Origin of the sequence: Burkholderia sp. BKH01 (assembly GCF_025685725.1) — a bacterium.
Classification (GTDB): Bacteria; Pseudomonadota; Gammaproteobacteria; order Burkholderiales; family Burkholderiaceae; genus Burkholderia; species Burkholderia pyrrocinia_C.
Genome location: NZ_JAOTQT010000002.1, coordinates 266,042 through 282,780, shown reverse-complemented (window position 1 = coordinate 282,780; position 16,739 = coordinate 266,042). Strand labels below are relative to the sequence as shown.

Annotated in this window: 18 protein-coding genes; 5 read left to right on the top strand and 13 right to left on the bottom strand. The window is 67.3% G+C overall.

Annotated elements, in window-relative coordinates; translation table 11 throughout:
* Positions 1-17: 17 nt before the first annotated feature.
* The 3 genes from coxB to OEJ37_RS04235 form a co-directional block, all read right to left on the bottom strand.
* Entirely contained in the window at positions 18-1,613 is a 1,596-nt protein-coding gene (gene coxB, locus OEJ37_RS04245; protein ID WP_174421374.1) for a cytochrome c oxidase subunit II, read from the bottom strand.
* Between the two features lie 57 nt (positions 1,614-1,670).
* The gene (locus OEJ37_RS04240) at positions 1,671-2,195 is read right to left on the bottom strand and encodes a DUF2244 domain-containing protein (RefSeq protein WP_174421394.1); all 525 of its coding nucleotides are present in this window, start codon (positions 2,193-2,195) and stop codon (positions 1,671-1,673) included.
* A 195-nt stretch (positions 2,196-2,390) separates the two neighbouring features.
* Positions 2,391-3,356 carry a methyltransferase domain-containing protein gene (locus OEJ37_RS04235; RefSeq protein WP_263343287.1) on the bottom strand — a complete coding sequence of 322 codons (966 nt, stop codon included), beginning with the start codon at positions 3,354-3,356 and terminating at the stop codon, positions 2,391-2,393.
* A gap of 83 nt (positions 3,357-3,439) precedes the next feature.
* Between OEJ37_RS04235 and OEJ37_RS04230 the strand changes: the two genes are divergently transcribed.
* On the top strand, positions 3,440-4,243 hold the full coding sequence (locus OEJ37_RS04230; protein ID WP_263343286.1) for a ComF family protein: 804 nt from the start codon (positions 3,440-3,442) through the stop codon (positions 4,241-4,243).
* Between the two features lie 107 nt (positions 4,244-4,350).
* On the top strand, positions 4,351-4,821 hold the full coding sequence (trmL, locus tag OEJ37_RS04225; RefSeq protein ID WP_034179112.1) for a tRNA (uridine(34)/cytosine(34)/5-carboxymethylaminomethyluridine(34)-2'-O)-methyltransferase TrmL: 471 nt from the start codon (positions 4,351-4,353) through the stop codon (positions 4,819-4,821).
* 22 nt (positions 4,822-4,843) lie between these two features.
* On the opposite strand, the gene OEJ37_RS04220 is transcribed toward trmL, so the two are convergent.
* From OEJ37_RS04220 to OEJ37_RS04200, 5 genes are all read right to left on the bottom strand, one after another.
* A complete protein-coding gene (locus OEJ37_RS04220; protein ID WP_263343285.1) occupies positions 4,844-5,368 on the bottom strand; it encodes an O-acetyl-ADP-ribose deacetylase in 525 nt (174 codons plus the stop codon).
* A 92-nt stretch (positions 5,369-5,460) separates the two neighbouring features.
* Positions 5,461-6,459, bottom strand: coding sequence for an NAD(P)H-dependent glycerol-3-phosphate dehydrogenase (locus OEJ37_RS04215; RefSeq protein ID WP_174421370.1), 999 nt, complete (start codon positions 6,457-6,459; stop codon positions 5,461-5,463).
* 25 nt (positions 6,460-6,484) lie between these two features.
* Entirely contained in the window at positions 6,485-6,964 is a 480-nt protein-coding gene (secB, locus tag OEJ37_RS04210; RefSeq protein WP_152862608.1) for a protein-export chaperone SecB, read from the bottom strand.
* A gap of 107 nt (positions 6,965-7,071) precedes the next feature.
* Positions 7,072-7,332, bottom strand: a complete 261-nt coding sequence (grxC, locus tag OEJ37_RS04205) for a glutaredoxin 3 (RefSeq protein WP_034179116.1) — start codon at positions 7,330-7,332, stop codon at positions 7,072-7,074.
* Positions 7,329-7,751, bottom strand: a complete 423-nt coding sequence (locus tag OEJ37_RS04200; RefSeq protein WP_124827846.1) for a rhodanese-like domain-containing protein — start codon at positions 7,749-7,751, stop codon at positions 7,329-7,331. The genes grxC and OEJ37_RS04200 overlap by 4 nt, the downstream gene beginning before the upstream one ends.
* A gap of 134 nt (positions 7,752-7,885) precedes the next feature.
* On the opposite strand from OEJ37_RS04200, the gene gpmA reads away from it, so the two are divergent.
* The 3 genes from gpmA to OEJ37_RS04185 all read left to right on the top strand — a co-directional run bounded on the left by gpmA (position 7,886) and on the right by OEJ37_RS04185 (position 11,322).
* The gene (gene gpmA / locus OEJ37_RS04195; protein WP_263343284.1) at positions 7,886-8,632 is read left to right on the top strand and encodes a 2,3-diphosphoglycerate-dependent phosphoglycerate mutase; all 747 of its coding nucleotides are present in this window, start codon (positions 7,886-7,888) and stop codon (positions 8,630-8,632) included.
* A gap of 265 nt (positions 8,633-8,897) precedes the next feature.
* Positions 8,898-10,448, top strand: coding sequence for a S41 family peptidase (locus OEJ37_RS04190; protein ID WP_174421368.1), 1,551 nt, complete (start codon positions 8,898-8,900; stop codon positions 10,446-10,448).
* A gap of 121 nt (positions 10,449-10,569) precedes the next feature.
* On the top strand, positions 10,570-11,322 hold the full coding sequence (locus OEJ37_RS04185) for a HesA/MoeB/ThiF family protein (protein WP_152862613.1): 753 nt from the start codon (positions 10,570-10,572) through the stop codon (positions 11,320-11,322).
* A gap of 89 nt (positions 11,323-11,411) precedes the next feature.
* On the opposite strand, the gene ptsP is transcribed toward OEJ37_RS04185, so the two are convergent.
* The 5 genes from ptsP to gshA all read right to left on the bottom strand — a co-directional run bounded on the left by ptsP (position 11,412) and on the right by gshA (position 16,706).
* Positions 11,412-13,184, bottom strand: a complete 1,773-nt coding sequence (ptsP, locus tag OEJ37_RS04180) for a phosphoenolpyruvate--protein phosphotransferase (RefSeq protein ID WP_175941380.1) — start codon at positions 13,182-13,184, stop codon at positions 11,412-11,414.
* A 201-nt stretch (positions 13,185-13,385) separates the two neighbouring features.
* On the bottom strand, positions 13,386-13,655 hold the full coding sequence (locus tag OEJ37_RS04175) for an HPr family phosphocarrier protein (protein WP_072437289.1): 270 nt from the start codon (positions 13,653-13,655) through the stop codon (positions 13,386-13,388).
* A 74-nt stretch (positions 13,656-13,729) separates the two neighbouring features.
* Positions 13,730-14,200, bottom strand: a complete 471-nt coding sequence (locus OEJ37_RS04170; protein WP_263343282.1) for a PTS sugar transporter subunit IIA — start codon at positions 14,198-14,200, stop codon at positions 13,730-13,732.
* A gap of 232 nt (positions 14,201-14,432) precedes the next feature.
* Positions 14,433-15,389 carry a glutathione synthase gene (gene gshB / locus OEJ37_RS04165; RefSeq protein ID WP_175941384.1) on the bottom strand — a complete coding sequence of 319 codons (957 nt, stop codon included), beginning with the start codon at positions 15,387-15,389 and terminating at the stop codon, positions 14,433-14,435.
* A gap of 27 nt (positions 15,390-15,416) precedes the next feature.
* Positions 15,417-16,706 (bottom strand): glutamate--cysteine ligase, encoded by a 1,290-nt coding sequence (gene gshA, locus OEJ37_RS04160; RefSeq protein ID WP_263343281.1) that lies wholly within the window; start codon positions 16,704-16,706, stop codon positions 15,417-15,419.
* Positions 16,707-16,739: the final 33 nt, after the last annotated feature.

Here is a 16,739-nt window from a genome sequence, read left to right as displayed (position 1 = left end):
ACTAACTCAGCGACACGTCAAGCCGCCGGCCCGATCTCGACACGCCGGGCTTCCTTCGCGTCTGCCCCGCCCGAGATCGTTTCCGGCTTTTTGAGAATAATGTGGTCTTCCGCCACGCCTGCTGCCTTCAGCGCGTCGCGCACGGCTTGCGCGCGATGCTTCGCCAGTTCGGCGTTCGCGTCGGCCGAGCCCGTCTTGTCGGTGAAGCCCGACAGCGCGAGCTTCGCGTCCGGATGTGCCTTCGCATAGTCGGCCGCGGCGGCGATCGCCGCTTTCGCGTCGGCCGGCAGCACGCTCTTGCCCGTCTCGAAGTAGATCGTCGACAGTGCGGCCGATGCCGACGCTGCCGCCGGCTGCTCGGCTGCGCCCGACGCGGCTTGCGCCGGTGCCGAAGCCGCTTCGGCCGACGCCGCTGCGCCTGCCGCGTCTTCCGGCATCTTGCCGTTGCGCGCGTCAGCCACTTGCTTCGGCTGCAGCAGGTCGTTCTTGTGGTTGCCCCACGAATTGCGCTCGTACGTGATGACCGATGCGATGTCGAGGTCCGACAGCGACGCCCACGACGGCATTGCGCCCTTGCCCAGCAGCACGCGCTCGACGTGGCCGGCGATCGGGCCGTTCACGATAGGGCTGCCGTCCATCGCCGGGAACGCGCCGAGGCCCTTGCCGCTCACCTGGTGGCAGGCCGCGCAGTTCGCCTTGTAGACTTCCTCGCCGTGCGCGACGAGTTCAGCCATCGTGTAGACCTTGTTCGGATCGACCGCCGCGCCGGCCATCTTGGCCTTCTGCGCGGTGACCCACTTCGCGTAGTCGTCTTCCGACAGGACTTCGACCACGACCGGCATGTACGCGTGTTCCTTGCCGCACAGCTCGGTACAGAAACCGCGGAAGGTGCCGACCTTGTCGGCCTTGAACCACGTGTCGCGCACGAAGCCGGGAATCGCATCCTGCTTCACGCCGAACGCGGGCACGTACCACGAGTGGACGACGTCGTTCGCGGTCGTGATGATTCGGATCTTCTTGTTGACCGGCACGACGAGCGGGTTGTCGACTTCCTGCAGATAGGTGTCGGTGATCGGCTTCTTGCCCATCACTTCGTCGCGCGGGGTGCTCAGCGTCGACAGGAAGCCGATGCCCTCGCCCGGGCCCTTCACGTAGTCGTAGCCCCACTTCCACTGGTAGCCGGTGACCTTGATCGTGAGGTCGGCGTTCGTCGTGTCCTTCATCGCGACGACGGCCTTCGTCGCCGGCAGCGCCATCAGCACGACGATGACGAACGGCACGATCGTCCAGATGATCTCGACGGTCGTGCTTTCATGGAAATTGGCGGCCTTGTGGCCTTTGGATTTGCGGTGCGCGAAGATCGAATAGAACATCACGCCGAACACGCCGACGAAGATCACCGTACACAGGATCAGCATCATCGTGTGGAGATCGTAGAGCTCCTCGGCGATTTTCGTGACCGGCGGCTGAAAGTTGATCTCGTTGACGCGGGGGCCGCCCGGGCTATCACCGACCGCCAGGGCGGCACCGGCAAAGAGCAATCCGCTGCATGCCAGCACGCCCGTGAGGGCTCGCTTGATTGTTTTCATAGCATCCTTACCCAAAATTTCCATTCAAACCCTCCCCCGTCGCAAGCCGCCGGCCTGTTCCCGGCCGGTGCCCGCGCCTCGTCAGCCGCAGCGCCTGAGCGACATGCGCAGTTCGTCGGCGAACTGCGCACGCTTGTACTGCGCGAGATGCTGCCCGATTACGACGGTCTGCCCGCGCGATACCAGCCGAATCGGATCGCGTGGCGTCGCACCCGGCTCGACCCGCACCCAGCGCGGGTTGAATTCGATCTGCGTGAGCCGCTCCGCATCCATCCGCTCGATCACGAGCCGGTGCGGATACAGCCTGATGCGTTCGTAATCGACCGCATGGCGAGCATAGATCGCGAATGCGACGCCCACAGCCAGCAACTCGATTCCGGTGAAGGGCATGACGAGCCAAGCCCCCCGCCACATCAGCAACGTCGCGATCACCAGCGAGAAGCCTGCGAGCGACGCGTAAAACAGCACGAACTGGCGTGGCGACGCCGAACAGTTGCGTTTCATGAGCCAGTCTTCGAGGACCGGCTCGCCGTTCGTCGTCTCCGCCAAAACCCTCGCTGCTTCCATCGCCGCCTCACGCGAATGGCATGCGATGCATGCCTGCATCGGACTCGTCGCCCCGTATTGCGGGGACCCCGGGACGACAAGCTGACGCATTATAGGCGGGTTCAATGGCATCCACAAGCAAGCGCCTATCGCCCGCCAAGCCAAGCACGACAAGCTTTCCGGCCATTTTTGGCGCCAACTCGACCCCGCTTTGCGCCGCTAATTTCAGACATAACAAAACCCCTCTTTACCGCTTTACCGATTCTTCGGACGCCCCTTTCCGATGTCCTCGATGCGCACGATCCCATGCCCTTCGGCAGTCGTGCGCGGCACGGCCTTCCATGCGTGGCCGTAGATCACCTCGAAGGTCAGTGCAATCGTGCCGTCCGCGCGCCGGCGCGCTTCCAGCGCATCGCCGAGCGCCGCGCGAAAGCGCCGCGTCGCGTGCTGCGGCGCCGCCCGTTCGAACGGATAGGCGCCCCAGCGGCGCACGTCGGCCAGCAGGGAGTCGGGGGATTTGTACGTGACGGTCAGCACTTCCTGATCCATCACGGGAATCTCGAAGCCGCTCTCGACGAGCATGTCGCCGAGGTCGTGCATGTCGACGAAATCGATCACGCGCGCGGCGGGCGGCGCGATGCCGAGCGCCGCTTCGGCGTCCGCGCAGGCCGCGCGCAGCTCGCGCAGCGTGTCGGGGCCGAGCGTGCTGAACATCAGCAACCCGTTCACGCGCAGCACGCGCTGCCATTCGGGCAGCACCGCGTCGGGGCGCGAATGCCAGTGGAGCGCGAGATTCGACCAGATCAGGTCGAACGCGCCGCCCGGAAACGGCAGCGCGGCGAAGTCGGCCTGCGCGACGCGCGGGCCGCGCTGGCCCAGCGCCCGGCCGAGCGAAGCCGGCAGCCAGCGGCGCCAGTTCGTCTGCTCGACCTCGCGTTGACCGGCCCGCGCGAGCATCGCGCCGGACAGGTCGACGCCGAATACGGGCGCCTCCGGAAAGCGCGCGCGCAGCGCCGGAAGATCGTCGCCCGGGCCGCAGCCCGCATCGAGCACGGCCGTGGGGCTCACCTTGATGTATTCGAGGCGCTCGTTCATCCGCTGCGCGATCTCGCGCGGCAGGAACGCGACCGCGTCGAACGTGGCGGCACGGCGATCGAAGATCCGCCGCAGGCGCCTGGTGTCATTGGCCGGACGGCCGGTTGAAGTCGAAGCTGGGGACATGTCGGGCACACTGGCGAAGAGCCCGAAGTATACTCGCTCGCCCCGCAGGCTTCATCGAGGCGGGGCCGCCAGGAGTATTCGCGATGAACCGCAGTTCCGCTCCGCGCGCGATGCGCGTCGTTTTGTCGCAGGTTCGCGCGCTGGCTGCGCGCGTCGCCGCGGTCGCGCTGCCGAACCGCTGCGCACTGTGCGGCAATTTGTCACACGCCGTGATTTGCGTTGCCTGCGACGCCGCGTACTGGAATGAAGCGCGGCTGCGCTGCGACGTCTGCGCGCTGCCGCTGGGTGTCGGGCAACCGCGTTCGCGCCCGCTCCGCGGCGGGCACGGCGGCGCCGCCCGCGCAGACGCGTACCGGTGCGACGCGTGCCGCACGGCGGCGCCGCCGTTCGACGCGACGCTCGCGCTCGCGGATTACCGCGCGCCGCTCGACGGGCTCGCACGCGGCCTGAAGTTTCATGCGCGGCTCGCGCTCGGCGCCGAATTCGCGGCCCGGCTCGCCCGGCTGGTCGACGATACGCGCGGCACCGGCGGCTTCGACCTGGTCGCGCCGGTGCCGCTGTCGCACCGGCGGCTCGTCGTGCGCGGCTACAACCAGGCATGGGCGATCGCGCGGCCGCTCGCGCGCCGGCTCGGCGTGCATGCGGACGCGGCGCTGCTTACGCGCGTCGCCGACACCGCGCCGCAGTCGCGGCTCGCCCTGCGCGCACGGCGCGACAACGTGATGGCGGCGTTCGCGGTGGCGGGCGACGTCGCCGGCCGCCACGTCGCGCTCGTCGACGATGTGATGACGTCCGGCGCGACGCTCGAGGCCGCCGCGCACGCACTGAAGGCGGCGGGCGCTGCGCGCGTGACGAATCTGGTTGCGCTGCGCACCGCCAGGGATTAATTAAATAGAGAGGCCGGCCGCCTGCACGCGGCCGCGGCCGTCACGAACCGGCTGGCCGGGAACGAGCGCGCGTTGCTCCGTCCCGGCCGGCCCAGCCAAACCGAAACATGTTCAACGTCGTCCTCGTCGCTCCCGAAATTCCGCCGAACACCGGCAACGTGATCCGCCTGTGCGCCAACACCGGCGCGCACCTGCACCTGATCGAGCCGCTCGGCTTTCCGCTCGACGACGCACGGATGCGCCGTGCCGGCCTCGACTATCACGAATATGCGCAGATGCGCGTGCACCGCGACTGGGACGCGTTCGTCGCGGCCGAATCGCCCGATCCCGCGCGGATGTTCGCGTTCACGACGCGCGGCTCGGGTCGCTTCCACGATCATGCGTTCCTGCCGGGCGACTGGTTCGTGTTCGGCTCGGAGACGCGCGGCCTGCCCGCCGCGCTGCTCGAACGCTTCCCGAACGAACAGCGCGTGCGCCTGCCGATGCGGCCGGACAACCGCAGCCTGAACCTGTCGAACACGGTCGCGGTGGTCGTGTTCGAGGCGTGGCGCCAGGCCGGCTTCGAAGGCGGCGCATGATGCGTGCGCGGTGCGGGCTGCGTCAGGCCCGCGCGAGCCGCGCGCGATACAGGTCGTGGATGTCGGGGGAAAAGCATGCGAACACCACGCGTGCGAGGCTCGGCGCCTGCGGCAGCATTTCGACGACGGTGCCGACTGCAATGTCGACGGCCTCGCCGGCCGGATAACGATAGATCCCGCAACTGATCGCCGGGAACGCAATCGATGTCGCAGCCACCTCCTCGGCCAGTTCGATCGCGCGTCGGTAGCACGATGCGAGCAGGTCGCACTCGCCGCGATCGCCGCCGTGCCACACCGGGCCGACCGCATGGATCACGTAGCGCGCCGGCAGCCCGTGGCCGCGTGTGAGCTTCGCATCGCCCGTATTGCAGCCGCCGAGCGTGCGGCACTCGGCAAGCAGGCCGGGGCCGGCCGCGCGGTGAATCGCGCCGTCGACGCCGCCTCCGCCCAGCAGCGAGCCGTTCGCGGCGTTGACGACCGCGTCGACATCGAGCGTCGTGATGTCGACGAGTTGCGCGTCGAGCGTGGTGGAATGGATCTGCAGCATGACAACCTCCCGAAACGCCGGAGACTGTTCAAGCGTAGTGCGCTTTGGCGCCGCGCGCTTGATGCGGCCGCGCCGGGCGACACCCGTCCGCGTTACTCGGCGCGCGCGTCGCGCCGCAACAGGCCGCTGACGGCGTCGCGCGGCGCGATGCCGTCGAACAGCACGCCGCACACGGCTTCGGTGATCGGCATCTCGATCGATTGCGCGTGCGCGATCGCCAGCACGGCCTGCGCGCAGCGCACGCCTTCGGCCACGTGGCCGAGCGCACCGAGGATGTCGTTCAGCGTGCGGCCGGCCGCCAGTTGCAGGCCGACCGTGCGGTTGCGCGACAGGTCGCCCGTCGCGGTGAGGATCAGGTCGCCGAGGCCCGTGAGGCCCGTGAAGGTTTCCGCGCGGCCGCCGAGCGCGACGCCGAGCCGCGACATTTCGGCGAGGCCGCGCGTGATCAGCGCGGCGCGCGCGTTCAGCCCGAGGCCGAGGCCGTCGGAAATGCCGGTCGCGATCGCGAGCACGTTCTTCACCGCGCCGCCAACTTCGACGCCGACCACGTCGTCGCCCGTGTAGATCCGCATCGCGCCGTGATGGAACGCGGCGAGCGTGCGCTCGCGGCATTCGGCGGACGCGCTCGCCACCGTCAGCGCGACGGGCAGCGACTGTCCGACCTCGCGCGCGAAGCTCGGCCCCGACAGCACGCCGTTGCTGCGCTGTTCGGGCAGCTCGGCCGCGATCACCTGATGCGGCAGCAGATGCGTGTCGGCCTCGAAGCCCTTGCAGACCCAGACAATATGCGCGGGCACGCAGCCTGCGTCGCGCATCGCGTGGCACAGTGTGCGCAGCCCGGCCACGGGCGCGGCGATCACGCACAGCGCGTCGTCCGCGGCGCCGTGCGCGAGCGCGGCGCCGAGATCGGCGTCGTAGCGCAATGCGTCAGGCAGCGCGATGCCGTCCAGATAGCGGGAATTTTCGTGCCGGGCCTGCAGCCCGGCGATGAGCGCGGCGTCGCGCGCCCACAGAAGCGTATCGTGCCGCGCGGCCAGATGGCCCGCGAGCGCGGTGCCCCAGGCACCGGCGCCGAGAACGGCTACTTTCATACCCAGCACCGGTCCGAGTGAAACGTCAGTTCAGCGTCGTGCCGTTCGGTGCGCCTGCGGCGCCGGCCTGCTGCTGAAGCTGCGCGAGACGCTGCTCGTACAGCGCCTGGAAGTTGATTTCCGCCAGGTGGATCGGCGGGAAGCCCGCACGCGTGATCGCGTCGGCGATGTTCGAGCGCAGGTACGGGAACAGGATCGTCGGGCAAGCGATGCCGACGAGCGGGTCGAGCTGTTCGTCCGGAATGTTGCGAATGTCGAAAATGCCGGCCTGCTTCGCTTCGATCAGGAACGCGACCTTGTCCTTCACCTTCGCGGTGACGGTACCCGACACGACGATTTCGAACACGCTTTCCGCGAGGCGGTCGGCCTTGACGTCGACTTCGACTTCAACCGACGGCATGTCCTGCTCGAGGAAGATAGCCGGCGAATTCGGCTGTTCGAGCGACATATCCTTCAAGTAGACGCGCTGGATGTTGAAGAACGGTTGGTTTTCGACGTCGGACATGGTGTTTCCCTAAAAGTGGTGACGGAGCGGCCCGGCTTCTCGCCGGCCGCCACGGATGATTCCTGCGCGCCCAAGCCGCGGCGCGGCCGGCGGCCATTCTGCCCTAATCAGGCCGCTTGCAGAAGCGGTGCGAGCCCGCCTTCGCGGTCGAGCTTCGACAGATCGTCGTAACCGCCGACGTGCGTGTCGCCGATATAGATCTGCGGCACCGTGCGGCGCCCCGTGCGCGTCATCATTTCTTCGCGGCGCGCCGGATCGCGGTCGATCAGCACCTTTTCGATCTGCTCGACACCGCGCAGCTTCAACAGGCGCTCGGCCTGCATGCAATACGGACACACCTGCGTGCTGTACATCAAAACCTTGTTCACTTCGCCACTCCCTGTTTGACGACCGGCATCCCGGCCTGCTGCCAGGCGGCCACGCCACCCTCGAGCACGTGCACCTCGGCGTAGCCCGCCGCCTCGACCTCGCGCGCCGCCTTCTGCGACTGCTGGCCATTCTGGCAGACGAGCAGTACCGGCGTGCTCTTGTTCTTCGCGACCTGCGCGATCTTCGCGCCGATCTCGCCCGCCGCGACCTGACGCGCCGACGGCAGGTGGCCGGCGGCGAAATCGGACGCGGCGCGCACGTCGATCACGATCGCATTGCGGCGGTTGATGAGTTGGGTGGCCTCCGCGGCCGACAGGCCGCCGCGGCCGCGGCGCAGGGCGGGCCACGCCAGCAGGCCGCCGGATACCAGCAGGATCGCGATGAGGGCCAGGTTCGTGTAATTGGTAAAGAACGTCACGGAATTCCGCCGGAAAAAGAGAAATCGGATGAGGACAATCCAGCCATTATAAAATAACCGCCTTGCGCGATGGCGGGCCCGGGTCGGGTACCGCGCGACGCGCACCGCTTCCCTCACTACCGACCGCAAGATCCATGTACAAACTCGTTCTCATCCGCCACGGCGAATCGACGTGGAACAAGGAAAACCGCTTCACCGGCTGGGTCGACGTCGACCTGACCGAACAGGGTCGTAACGAGGCCTACCAGGCCGGCGAATTGCTCAGCGAGGCCGGCTACACGTTCGACATCGCGTACACGTCGGTGCTCAAGCGCGCGATCCGCACGCTGTGGCACGTGCAGGATCGGATGGACCTCATGTACCTGCCGGTCGTCCACTCGTGGCGCCTGAACGAGCGCCACTACGGCGCGCTGTCGGGGCTGAACAAGGCGGAAACGGCCGCGAAATTCGGCGACGACCAGGTGCTCGTCTGGCGCCGCAGCTACGACACGCCGCCGCCCGCGCTCGAGCCGACCGACGAGCGCGCGCCGTTCGACGACCCGCGTTATGCGAAGGTGCCGCGCGAGCAGCTGCCGCTCACCGAGTGCCTGAAGGACACGGTCGCGCGCGTGCTGCCGCTGTGGAACGAGTCGATCGCGCCGGCGGTCCGCGCCGGCAAGCAGGTGCTGATCGCCGCGCACGGCAACTCGCTGCGCGCACTGATCAAGTACCTCGACGGCATCTCGGACAGCGACATCGTCGGCCTGAACATCCCGAACGGCGTGCCGCTCGTGTATGAACTCGACGAGAACCTGAAGCCGATCAAGCACTATTACCTCGGCGACCAGGACTCGATCGCGCAGGCGCAAGCCGCCGTCGCGAAGCAGGGCAAGGCGGGCTGACGCCCGTCGCGCCGGGCGGGCCGCGTCCGGCGCGGCGTGTCCGGCGTGTCCGGCGCGCCCGGCACGCCGCGCGAACCTTCGCGGCCCCGCCGCTGTCGAATCCGCTTTCGAACCCGCAGCGCGTCCGGCGGCGCCCCGCCGGGCCTTCTCCGGGGCCCTTTTCTCGGCTTTTCGCGGCGTTCCACTGAGTTATCGGACGAACAGTTATACTTGTTCGCTACATCCCCGCTACCGCCACGCGCTTCCCGACCGCACCAGACTCTCTATGCGAATGAAATTGAAGAACATCGGCCTGATTGCCGCGGGCCTCGCCACGGGCGTGTTCGCCACGCTGCAGATTTCCGCGTCGGCCGAGCAGACCGCCACGGCGCCGCTTCCCCTCGACCAGCTCCGCCTGTTCGCGGAAGTATTCGGCCAGATCAAGCGCGAGTACGTCGAGCCGGTCGACGACAAGAAGCTGCTGACGGCGGCGATCAAGGGCATGGTGTCGAGCCTCGACCCGCACTCGTCGTTCCTCGACAAGACCGACTATGACGAACTGCAGGAGCAGACGAAGGGCCGCTTCGCGGGTCTCGGCATCGAGATCTCGCAGGAAGACGGCCTCGTCAAGGTGATCTCGCCGATCGAGGACACCCCCGCATTCCGCGCCGGCATCCGTCCGGGCGACCTGATCACGCGCATCAACGACAAGCCGGTGCGCGGCATGACGCTCGACAAGGCCGTCAAGCAGATGCGCGGCGAGCCGGGCACCAAGGTCACGCTGACGATCTTCCGCAAGAGCGACGACCGCACGTTCCCGGTCACGGTCACGCGCGCGATCATCAGGGTCCAGAGCGTGAAGATGAAGATGCTCGACCCCGGCTATGCATACATCCGCATCACGAGCTTCCAGGAGCGCACGACGCCCGATCTCGCCGCGAAGCTGCAGGACATCGCGCGCCAGCAGCCGAACCTGAAGGGCCTGGTCCTCGATCTGCGCAACAACGGCGGCGGCCTGCTGCAGAGCGCGGTCGGCGTTGCCGGCGCATTCCTGCCGCCCGACTCCGTCGTCGTGTCGACCAACGGCCAGATCCCCGATTCGAAGCAGGTCTACCGCGATACGTACGACAACTATCGCCTGCCGTCCTTCGACGGCGATCCGCTGAAGAACCTGCCGCCCGTCTTCAAGACCGTGCCGATGATCGTGCTGACGAACGCGTATTCGGCGTCCGCGTCGGAAATCGTCGCCGGCGCGCTGCAAGATTCGAAGCGCGCGCAGATCATGGGCAAGACGACGTTCGGCAAGGGCTCGGTGCAGACGGTCCGCCCGATGACGGCCGAGACCGCGCTGCGCCTGACGACCGCGTACTACTACACGCCGAGCGGCCGCTCGATCCAGAACAAGGGCATCACGCCCGACGTGCCGGTCGATCAGTACGCGGACGGCGATCCGGACGACGTGCTCGTGACGCGCGAGGTCGACTACACGAACCACCTCGCGAACACGCAGGACCCGAACGAGAAGAAGGAACAGGAAGAGCGCGAGCAGCGCCGGATGGATCAACTGCGCGTCCTCGAAGAGCAGAACGACAAGAAGACGCCGGAGCAACGCCAGAAGGATCGCGATCGCAAGCCGATCGAGTTCGGCAGCACCGACGACTTCATGATGCAGCAGGCGCTCAACAAGCTCGAAGGCAAGCCCGTCCAGGCATCGAAGTCGCTGCTCGCCGAGAGCACGACGAAGAGCCCGGCCGGCAAGGCTGCCGCGGCCCCGAAGGCATCGGCCGCAAGCGCAAAGCCGGCTTCCGCACCGAAGCCCGCGTCGGCGCCGAAGTAAGCGCCGGCCGGCATCCGACGGGCCATCGCGGGAAGACCGCGATGGCCCGTTTTTCATGTGCGCCTAGAATACGCAGATACGTCCGCGCCGCCGCCCGCGGCATGCTTCGCCCGATCTCCCCATGAACGACGATCAACTCCTCCGCTACTCCCGCCACATCCTCGTCGACGAAATCGGCATCGAAGCGCAGCAGCGCTTTCTCGATGCGCACGCGATCGTCGTCGGCGCGGGTGGCCTCGGCTCGCCCGCCGCGATGTACCTCGCGGCATCGGGAGTCGGCACGATCACGCTCGTCGACGCCGATACGGTCGACCTCACGAACCTGCAGCGGCAGATCCTGCACGTGACGTCATCGGTCGGCCGCAGCAAGGTCGAATCGGGGCGCGACACGCTCGCGCAACTGAACCCCGAGGTGAAGGTGAACGCGGTCGCGGAGCGCGTCGACGACGCGTGGCTCGACGCGCACGTGCCGCGCGCGACCGTCGTGCTCGACTGCACCGACAACTTCGCGACGCGGCACGCGATCAACCGCGCGTGCGTCGCGCACGGCGTGCCGCTCGTGTCGGGCGCCGCGCTGCGCTTCGACGGCCAGATCAGCACGTTCGATTTCCGCGATGCGGCTGCACCCTGCTATGCGTGCGTGTTTCCGGAAGACCAGCCGTTCGAGGAAGTCGCGTGCGCGACGATGGGCGTGTTCGCGCCGACGGTCGGGATCATCGGCGCGATGCAGGCCGCCGAAGCGCTGCGCGTGATCGGCGAAATCGGCACGACGCTCAACGGGCGGCTGATGATGCTCGATTCGCTGCGGATGGAATGGACGACGATGAAAATCGCGCGCCAGGCCGACTGCCCCGTGTGCGGGGGCCGGCACTGACGCGCGTCGAACGCATGCGCCGGGCGGCGCATGCATGACACTTCACGGCAGTCAGCGGGCGACTCGGGCGCCTACGCGGCCAGAGCGGCCTAAGCGGCCGCGTCCGCACGCGGCTCGGCGACCGACAGGCGCTTCAGCGCCGCCTGCACTTCCTCCGGCTCGAACGCGGCGAGCACGTCGGCCGTCGGTTTCTCGAGCGCCTTCAGGTGCGCGCGCAGGATCTCCTGCTTCACGACGAGCAGCTGGCTCGGGTGCATCGAGAACTCGGTGAGCCCCATCCCGAGCAACAGGCGCGTGAGCGCCGGATCGCCCGCCATCTCGCCACACACCGACACGGACACGCCCGCGCGCTTCGCTTCGCGCAACGTATAGGAGATCAGGTGCAGCACGGCCGGATGCAGCGGGTCGTACAGGTGTGCGACCGCGTTGTCGGCGCGATCGATCGCGAGCGTGTACTGGATCAGGTCGTTCGTGCCGATCGACAGGAAATCGAACCGTTTCAGGAACAGCGGCAGCGCGATCGCCGCGGCCGGAATCTCGATCATCGCGCCGAGGCGCACGTTCGGATCGTATGCGAGCCCCGCATCGTCGAGCTGGCGCTTCGCCTCGCGGATCAGGTCGAGCGTCTGGTCGATCTCCTGCGCGTGCGCGAGCATCGGGATCAGGATCTTTACCTGGCCGAACGCGGACGCCCGCAGGATCGCGCGCAACTGCGTGAGGAACATCTGCGGCTCGGACAGGCTCCAGCGGATCGCGCGCAGGCCGAGCGCCGGGTTCGGCGCCGTCTCGTAGCCCTCGTCGAGCGCCTCGAGCGGCTTGTCCGCGCCGACGTCGATCGTGCGGATCGTCACCGGCATGCCCTTCATCCACTCGACGGCCCGCTTGTATGCGGCGAACTGCTCCTCCTCTTCCGGCATCTCCTTCTGATGCATGAACAGGAACTCGGAGCGGAACAGGCCGACGCCGACCGCGCCGGCGTCGACGGCCGCCTTCGCGTCGTCGGGCAGCTCGATGTTCGCGTACAGGTCGATCTTGGTGCCGCACAACGTTTGCGTCGGCGAGAATTTCAGACGCTGCAGCTTGCGTTGCTCGAGCAGCTTCTCGGACTGTCGGTACGAATATTCCTCAAGGACGATCGGCGCCGGATCGACGATCACGATGCCCTGGTCGCCGTCGACGATGATCAGGTCGTCCTGGCGGATCAGCGCGCTCGCGTGCTGCACGCCGACCGCGGCCGGAATGCCGAGGCTGCGTGCGACGATCGCCGTGTGCGACGTGCGCCCGCCGAGGTCGGTGACGAACGCCTGGAACGACTGCGTCTTGAACTGCATCATGTCGGCCGGTGCGATGTCGTGCGCGACGACGATCATCTCGTTGGTGCCGTTCGCGGCCGCGCGGTCGAGCGCCTGCGACGCGGACGGCGCACCGGCGAGCGCCTTCAGCACGCGCTCGACCACCTGTTCGATGTCGGCCTTGCGCTCGCGCAGGTATTCGTCCTCGATGTCGTCGAAGTGGCGCGTGAGCAGCTCGAGCTGCTCGGTCAGCGCCCACTCGACGTTGTAGCGGCGCGTGCGGATCAGGTCGATGGTTTCCTGCACGAGCATCGCGTCGCTCAGGATCATCATGTGGACGTCGATGAATGCGCCCACTTCGCTCGGGGTGTCGTCGGTCAGGTCGGCGCGCAGCGCTTCGAGTTCGTAATGCACGACTTCGAGCGCCGTGCGGAAACGCTCGACTTCGGCGTCGGTCTGGTTCGCCTCGATCAGGTAATGGGCGACGTCGAGCGCCGCCGGCGCGATCAGATACGCTCGCCCGATCGCGATACCTCGTGAGACGGGAATGCCTTGCAGCGTGAAGGACACGCGCACCTCCTCTGTACAAGTAAAGCCGCGGCACACTGCTGCGATGCGCTTATGACCCCGGTTAGTGATTATAAATTCCGCGACTCCCCGCTGACTGCATGCACCGCAGCATTGCGCATTCCGCATCAATGCTTCCGACGAAAAAAATGCCGCGAAATCCGCGGCATTCTGGCTGGAAACGGCAACGATCCCGCGCGATGGTTACTGGCCTTCGCCGAACTTGTCGGCGATCAGCTTAAGCAGCGCGTCCATCGCTTCCCGTTCGTCGGCCCCTTCGGTCTCGATCGTCACGGTGCTGCCGATGCCCGCCGCCAGCATCATCACGCCCATGATGCTCTTCGCATTGATCTTGCGCCCGTTGCGTGTCATCCAGACTTCCGACTGGAAATTGCCGGCCAGTTGCGTAAGCTTGGCCGATGCGCGCGCATGGAGCCCCAATTTATTGACGATGGTGGTTTCTTGTTGAAGCATGATTCTCGGTCGGGTCGGTCGGGACCGCCGGCGGTGCGCGTCGGCGGTGCTGTCTAAAACGAAAAACGCGGTGATCAGTGCGATTCGGTGCGCGGTTGCGGTTCGGGCGGAATCGGCGCGCACTGGCCGCAACCGGCTTCCGTCGGCGGCGGCGGCGTGCCGGCCGCCACTTCGTGGACGCCCTTCGCGCCGCCGGACAGCGCCTTGTCGACGAGCTTGTCGAGCGGCACGGTGCGATAGCAGACGGCCCGCACGAGCATCGGCAGGTTCACGCCCGCCAGCACACGCACGTTGTCGATCTTCGCGAGCTGGCCCGCGATGTTCGCGGGCGTCGCGCCGTACATGTCGGTCAGCACGACCACGCCGTTCTCTTCCCTGAGCCGCGCGAGCTCCGCGTGCGCGAACGCCATCACCTGGGTCGGATCGCTGTCCGCCATCACGTCGATACAGCCGATGCGCGCGGGCACGCCGCCGTAGATGTGCGCGATGCAGTCCCGCAGCGCGGTGGCGAGCGGTGCGTGCGCGATGATCAGGATCCCGGCCATGTCAGATCGCTCCCGGCCGCCCCTGGCGGGCCGACACCCCGCGGCGGGGCAAAAAGCGTAGCGAGTGTGGGGAACGTTTCATGTTCAGCCTTGCAACAGTTTCGGCCCGACCGCCGGGCCTTCGGTGCGCCGATCACGGCACCGGGCAAGCGGGCATTGTAGCAGGCCGGTCAAGCTGCTCCGGCGACGGGGGACCTGCGCGGCCGCCGCCGGGGTTGCGCAGGAAGGCGGCCTACGCGGCCGCACGCTCCAGCGCGTCCACGAACATCGCGGCGACGTCGAAGCCCGTCTGCTCCATGATCTCGCGGAAGCAGGTCGGACTCGTGACGTTCACCTCGGTCAGCCAGTCGCCGATCGCATCGAGGCCGACCAGCAGCAGCCCTCGCGACGCGAGCACGGGCCCGAGCGCGCCGGCGATCTCGCGATCGCGGGCAGTCAGCGGCTGCGCAACGCCGAGCCCGCCCGCGGCGAGATTGCCGCGCACCTCGCTGCCCTGCGGAATCCGCGCGAGCGAATACGGCACGGGCTCGCCCGCGATCAGCAGGATCCGCTTGTCGCCGGCCTTGATCTCGGGAATGAACTTCTGAATCATCAGCGAGCGCGTGCCGTCGTGGCCGAGCATCTCGATGATCGCGCCGAGATTCATCCCGTCGGCCTTCACGCGGAACACGCCCATCCCGCCCATCCCGTCGAGCGGCTTCACGATCACGTCGCCGTGCTCGGCGTGGAACGCGCGCAACCGCGCGGCATCGCGCGTGACCAGCGTCGGCGCGACGAATTGCGGAAACTCGCCGATCGCCAGCTTCTCCGAATGGTCGCGGATCGACTGCGGCTTGTTGAACACGCGCGCGCCCGCGCGCTCGGCCAGTTCGAGCATCCACGTGGCCGTCACGTACTCCATGTCGAACGGCGGATCCTTGCGCATCAGCACCGCGCCGAACGACGTCATTTGACGGGATTCATGCGCGGCCGCCTCGTACCACGGATGGCGATGCAGGTCGGCCGTATCGCCGACGATCGTCACGCGCTGCACGTCCGCCTCGACACCCGACCCCGTCCACGCAAGCTGGTGCGGCTCGCACGTGTAGATCACGTGCCCGCGCCGCGCGGCCTCCGCCATCATCGCGTAGGTCGAATCCTTGTAGATCTTGAAGCGCTCGAGCGGGTCGGCGATAAAGAGAATATCCATGCGAATCCTGTGCGTAGCGAAGCCCGGTTACACCTGGATGGCTTCGGGATCGGTCTTTTCCAGTTCGATCGACGACGCGATCAGCGACAGCCGTGCGACGACGCCGTACATGTAGAAACGGTTCGGCGGCGCGGCGCCCGGCTTCGCGCCGGCATCCGGCAGCGCGGTGTGCTCGAAGCCGAGCGGCACATAGTGCATGCCGGGCGCGTTCAGGTTCTGGTCGCGCTCACGACCGCCGTGCGTGCGGTAGAAGCCGCCGACCACGTAGCGGTCGATCATGTACACGACGGGCTCGGCCACTTCGTCGCCGACGCGCTCGAACGTATAGACGCCTTCCTGCACGATCACGTCACGCACCGCGAGGCCGGCCTTCGACTCGGCCATCTGCGCGCGCTCGGCCTTCGACATGCGGCCGATCTCGGCCGCGTCGTGCACGGTCATCACGCCGCGCCCCGCCGTGCCCGCGTCGGCCTTCACGACGACGTACGGCTTCTCGCTGATCCCGTATTCGCGATACTTGCGCGCGATCTTCTTCAGCACGCCGTCGATCGCGTCGGCGAGCGCCTGCTCGCCTTCATGCGCCTGCCAGTCGACACCCTCGACGTGCGCGAAATACGGATTCACCATCCACGGATCGACGCCGACCATCTTCGCGAACTTCTTCGCGACGTCGTCGTAGCACGAGAAGTGCGTCGACTTGCGACGCACGGCCCAGCCCGCGTGCAGCGGCGGCAGCAGGTACTGCTCGTGCAGGTTTTCCAGCACGGCCGGGATGCCGGCCGACAGGTCGTTGTTCAGCAGGATCGAGCACGGATCGAAATTCTTCAGGCCGAGGCGGCGCTGCGAACGCTCGAGCGGTTCGAGCACGATCTTCTGGCCGTCGGCCAGCGTGATCGGCGTCATGTCGGTGATGCTCGGGTCGAGCGAGCCGAAGCGCACGTTCAGGCCAGCCTGGTGCATGATCGTCGCGAGGCGCGCGACGTTTTCCAGGTAGAACGCGTTGCGGGTCGGCAGCTCGGGAATCACGAGCAGGTTCTTCGCGTCCGGGCAGATCTTCTCGATCGCGGCCATCGCGGCCTGCACGGCGAGCGGCAGCACTTCGGACGGCAGATTGTTGAACGCGCCGGGGAACAGGTTCGCGTCGACGGGCGCCAGCTTGAAGCCGGCGTTGCGCAGGTCCACCGAACAATAGAACGGCGGGGTATGTTCCTGCCATTCGAGCCTGAACCAGCGTTCGATCGCAGGCGTCGCGTCGAGGATCTTCTGCTCGAGTTCGAGCAGCGGACCGTTCAACGCGGTAACGAGGTGGGGAACCATGAATCACTCGCGAGCGGGAGAATGAAGATTGTA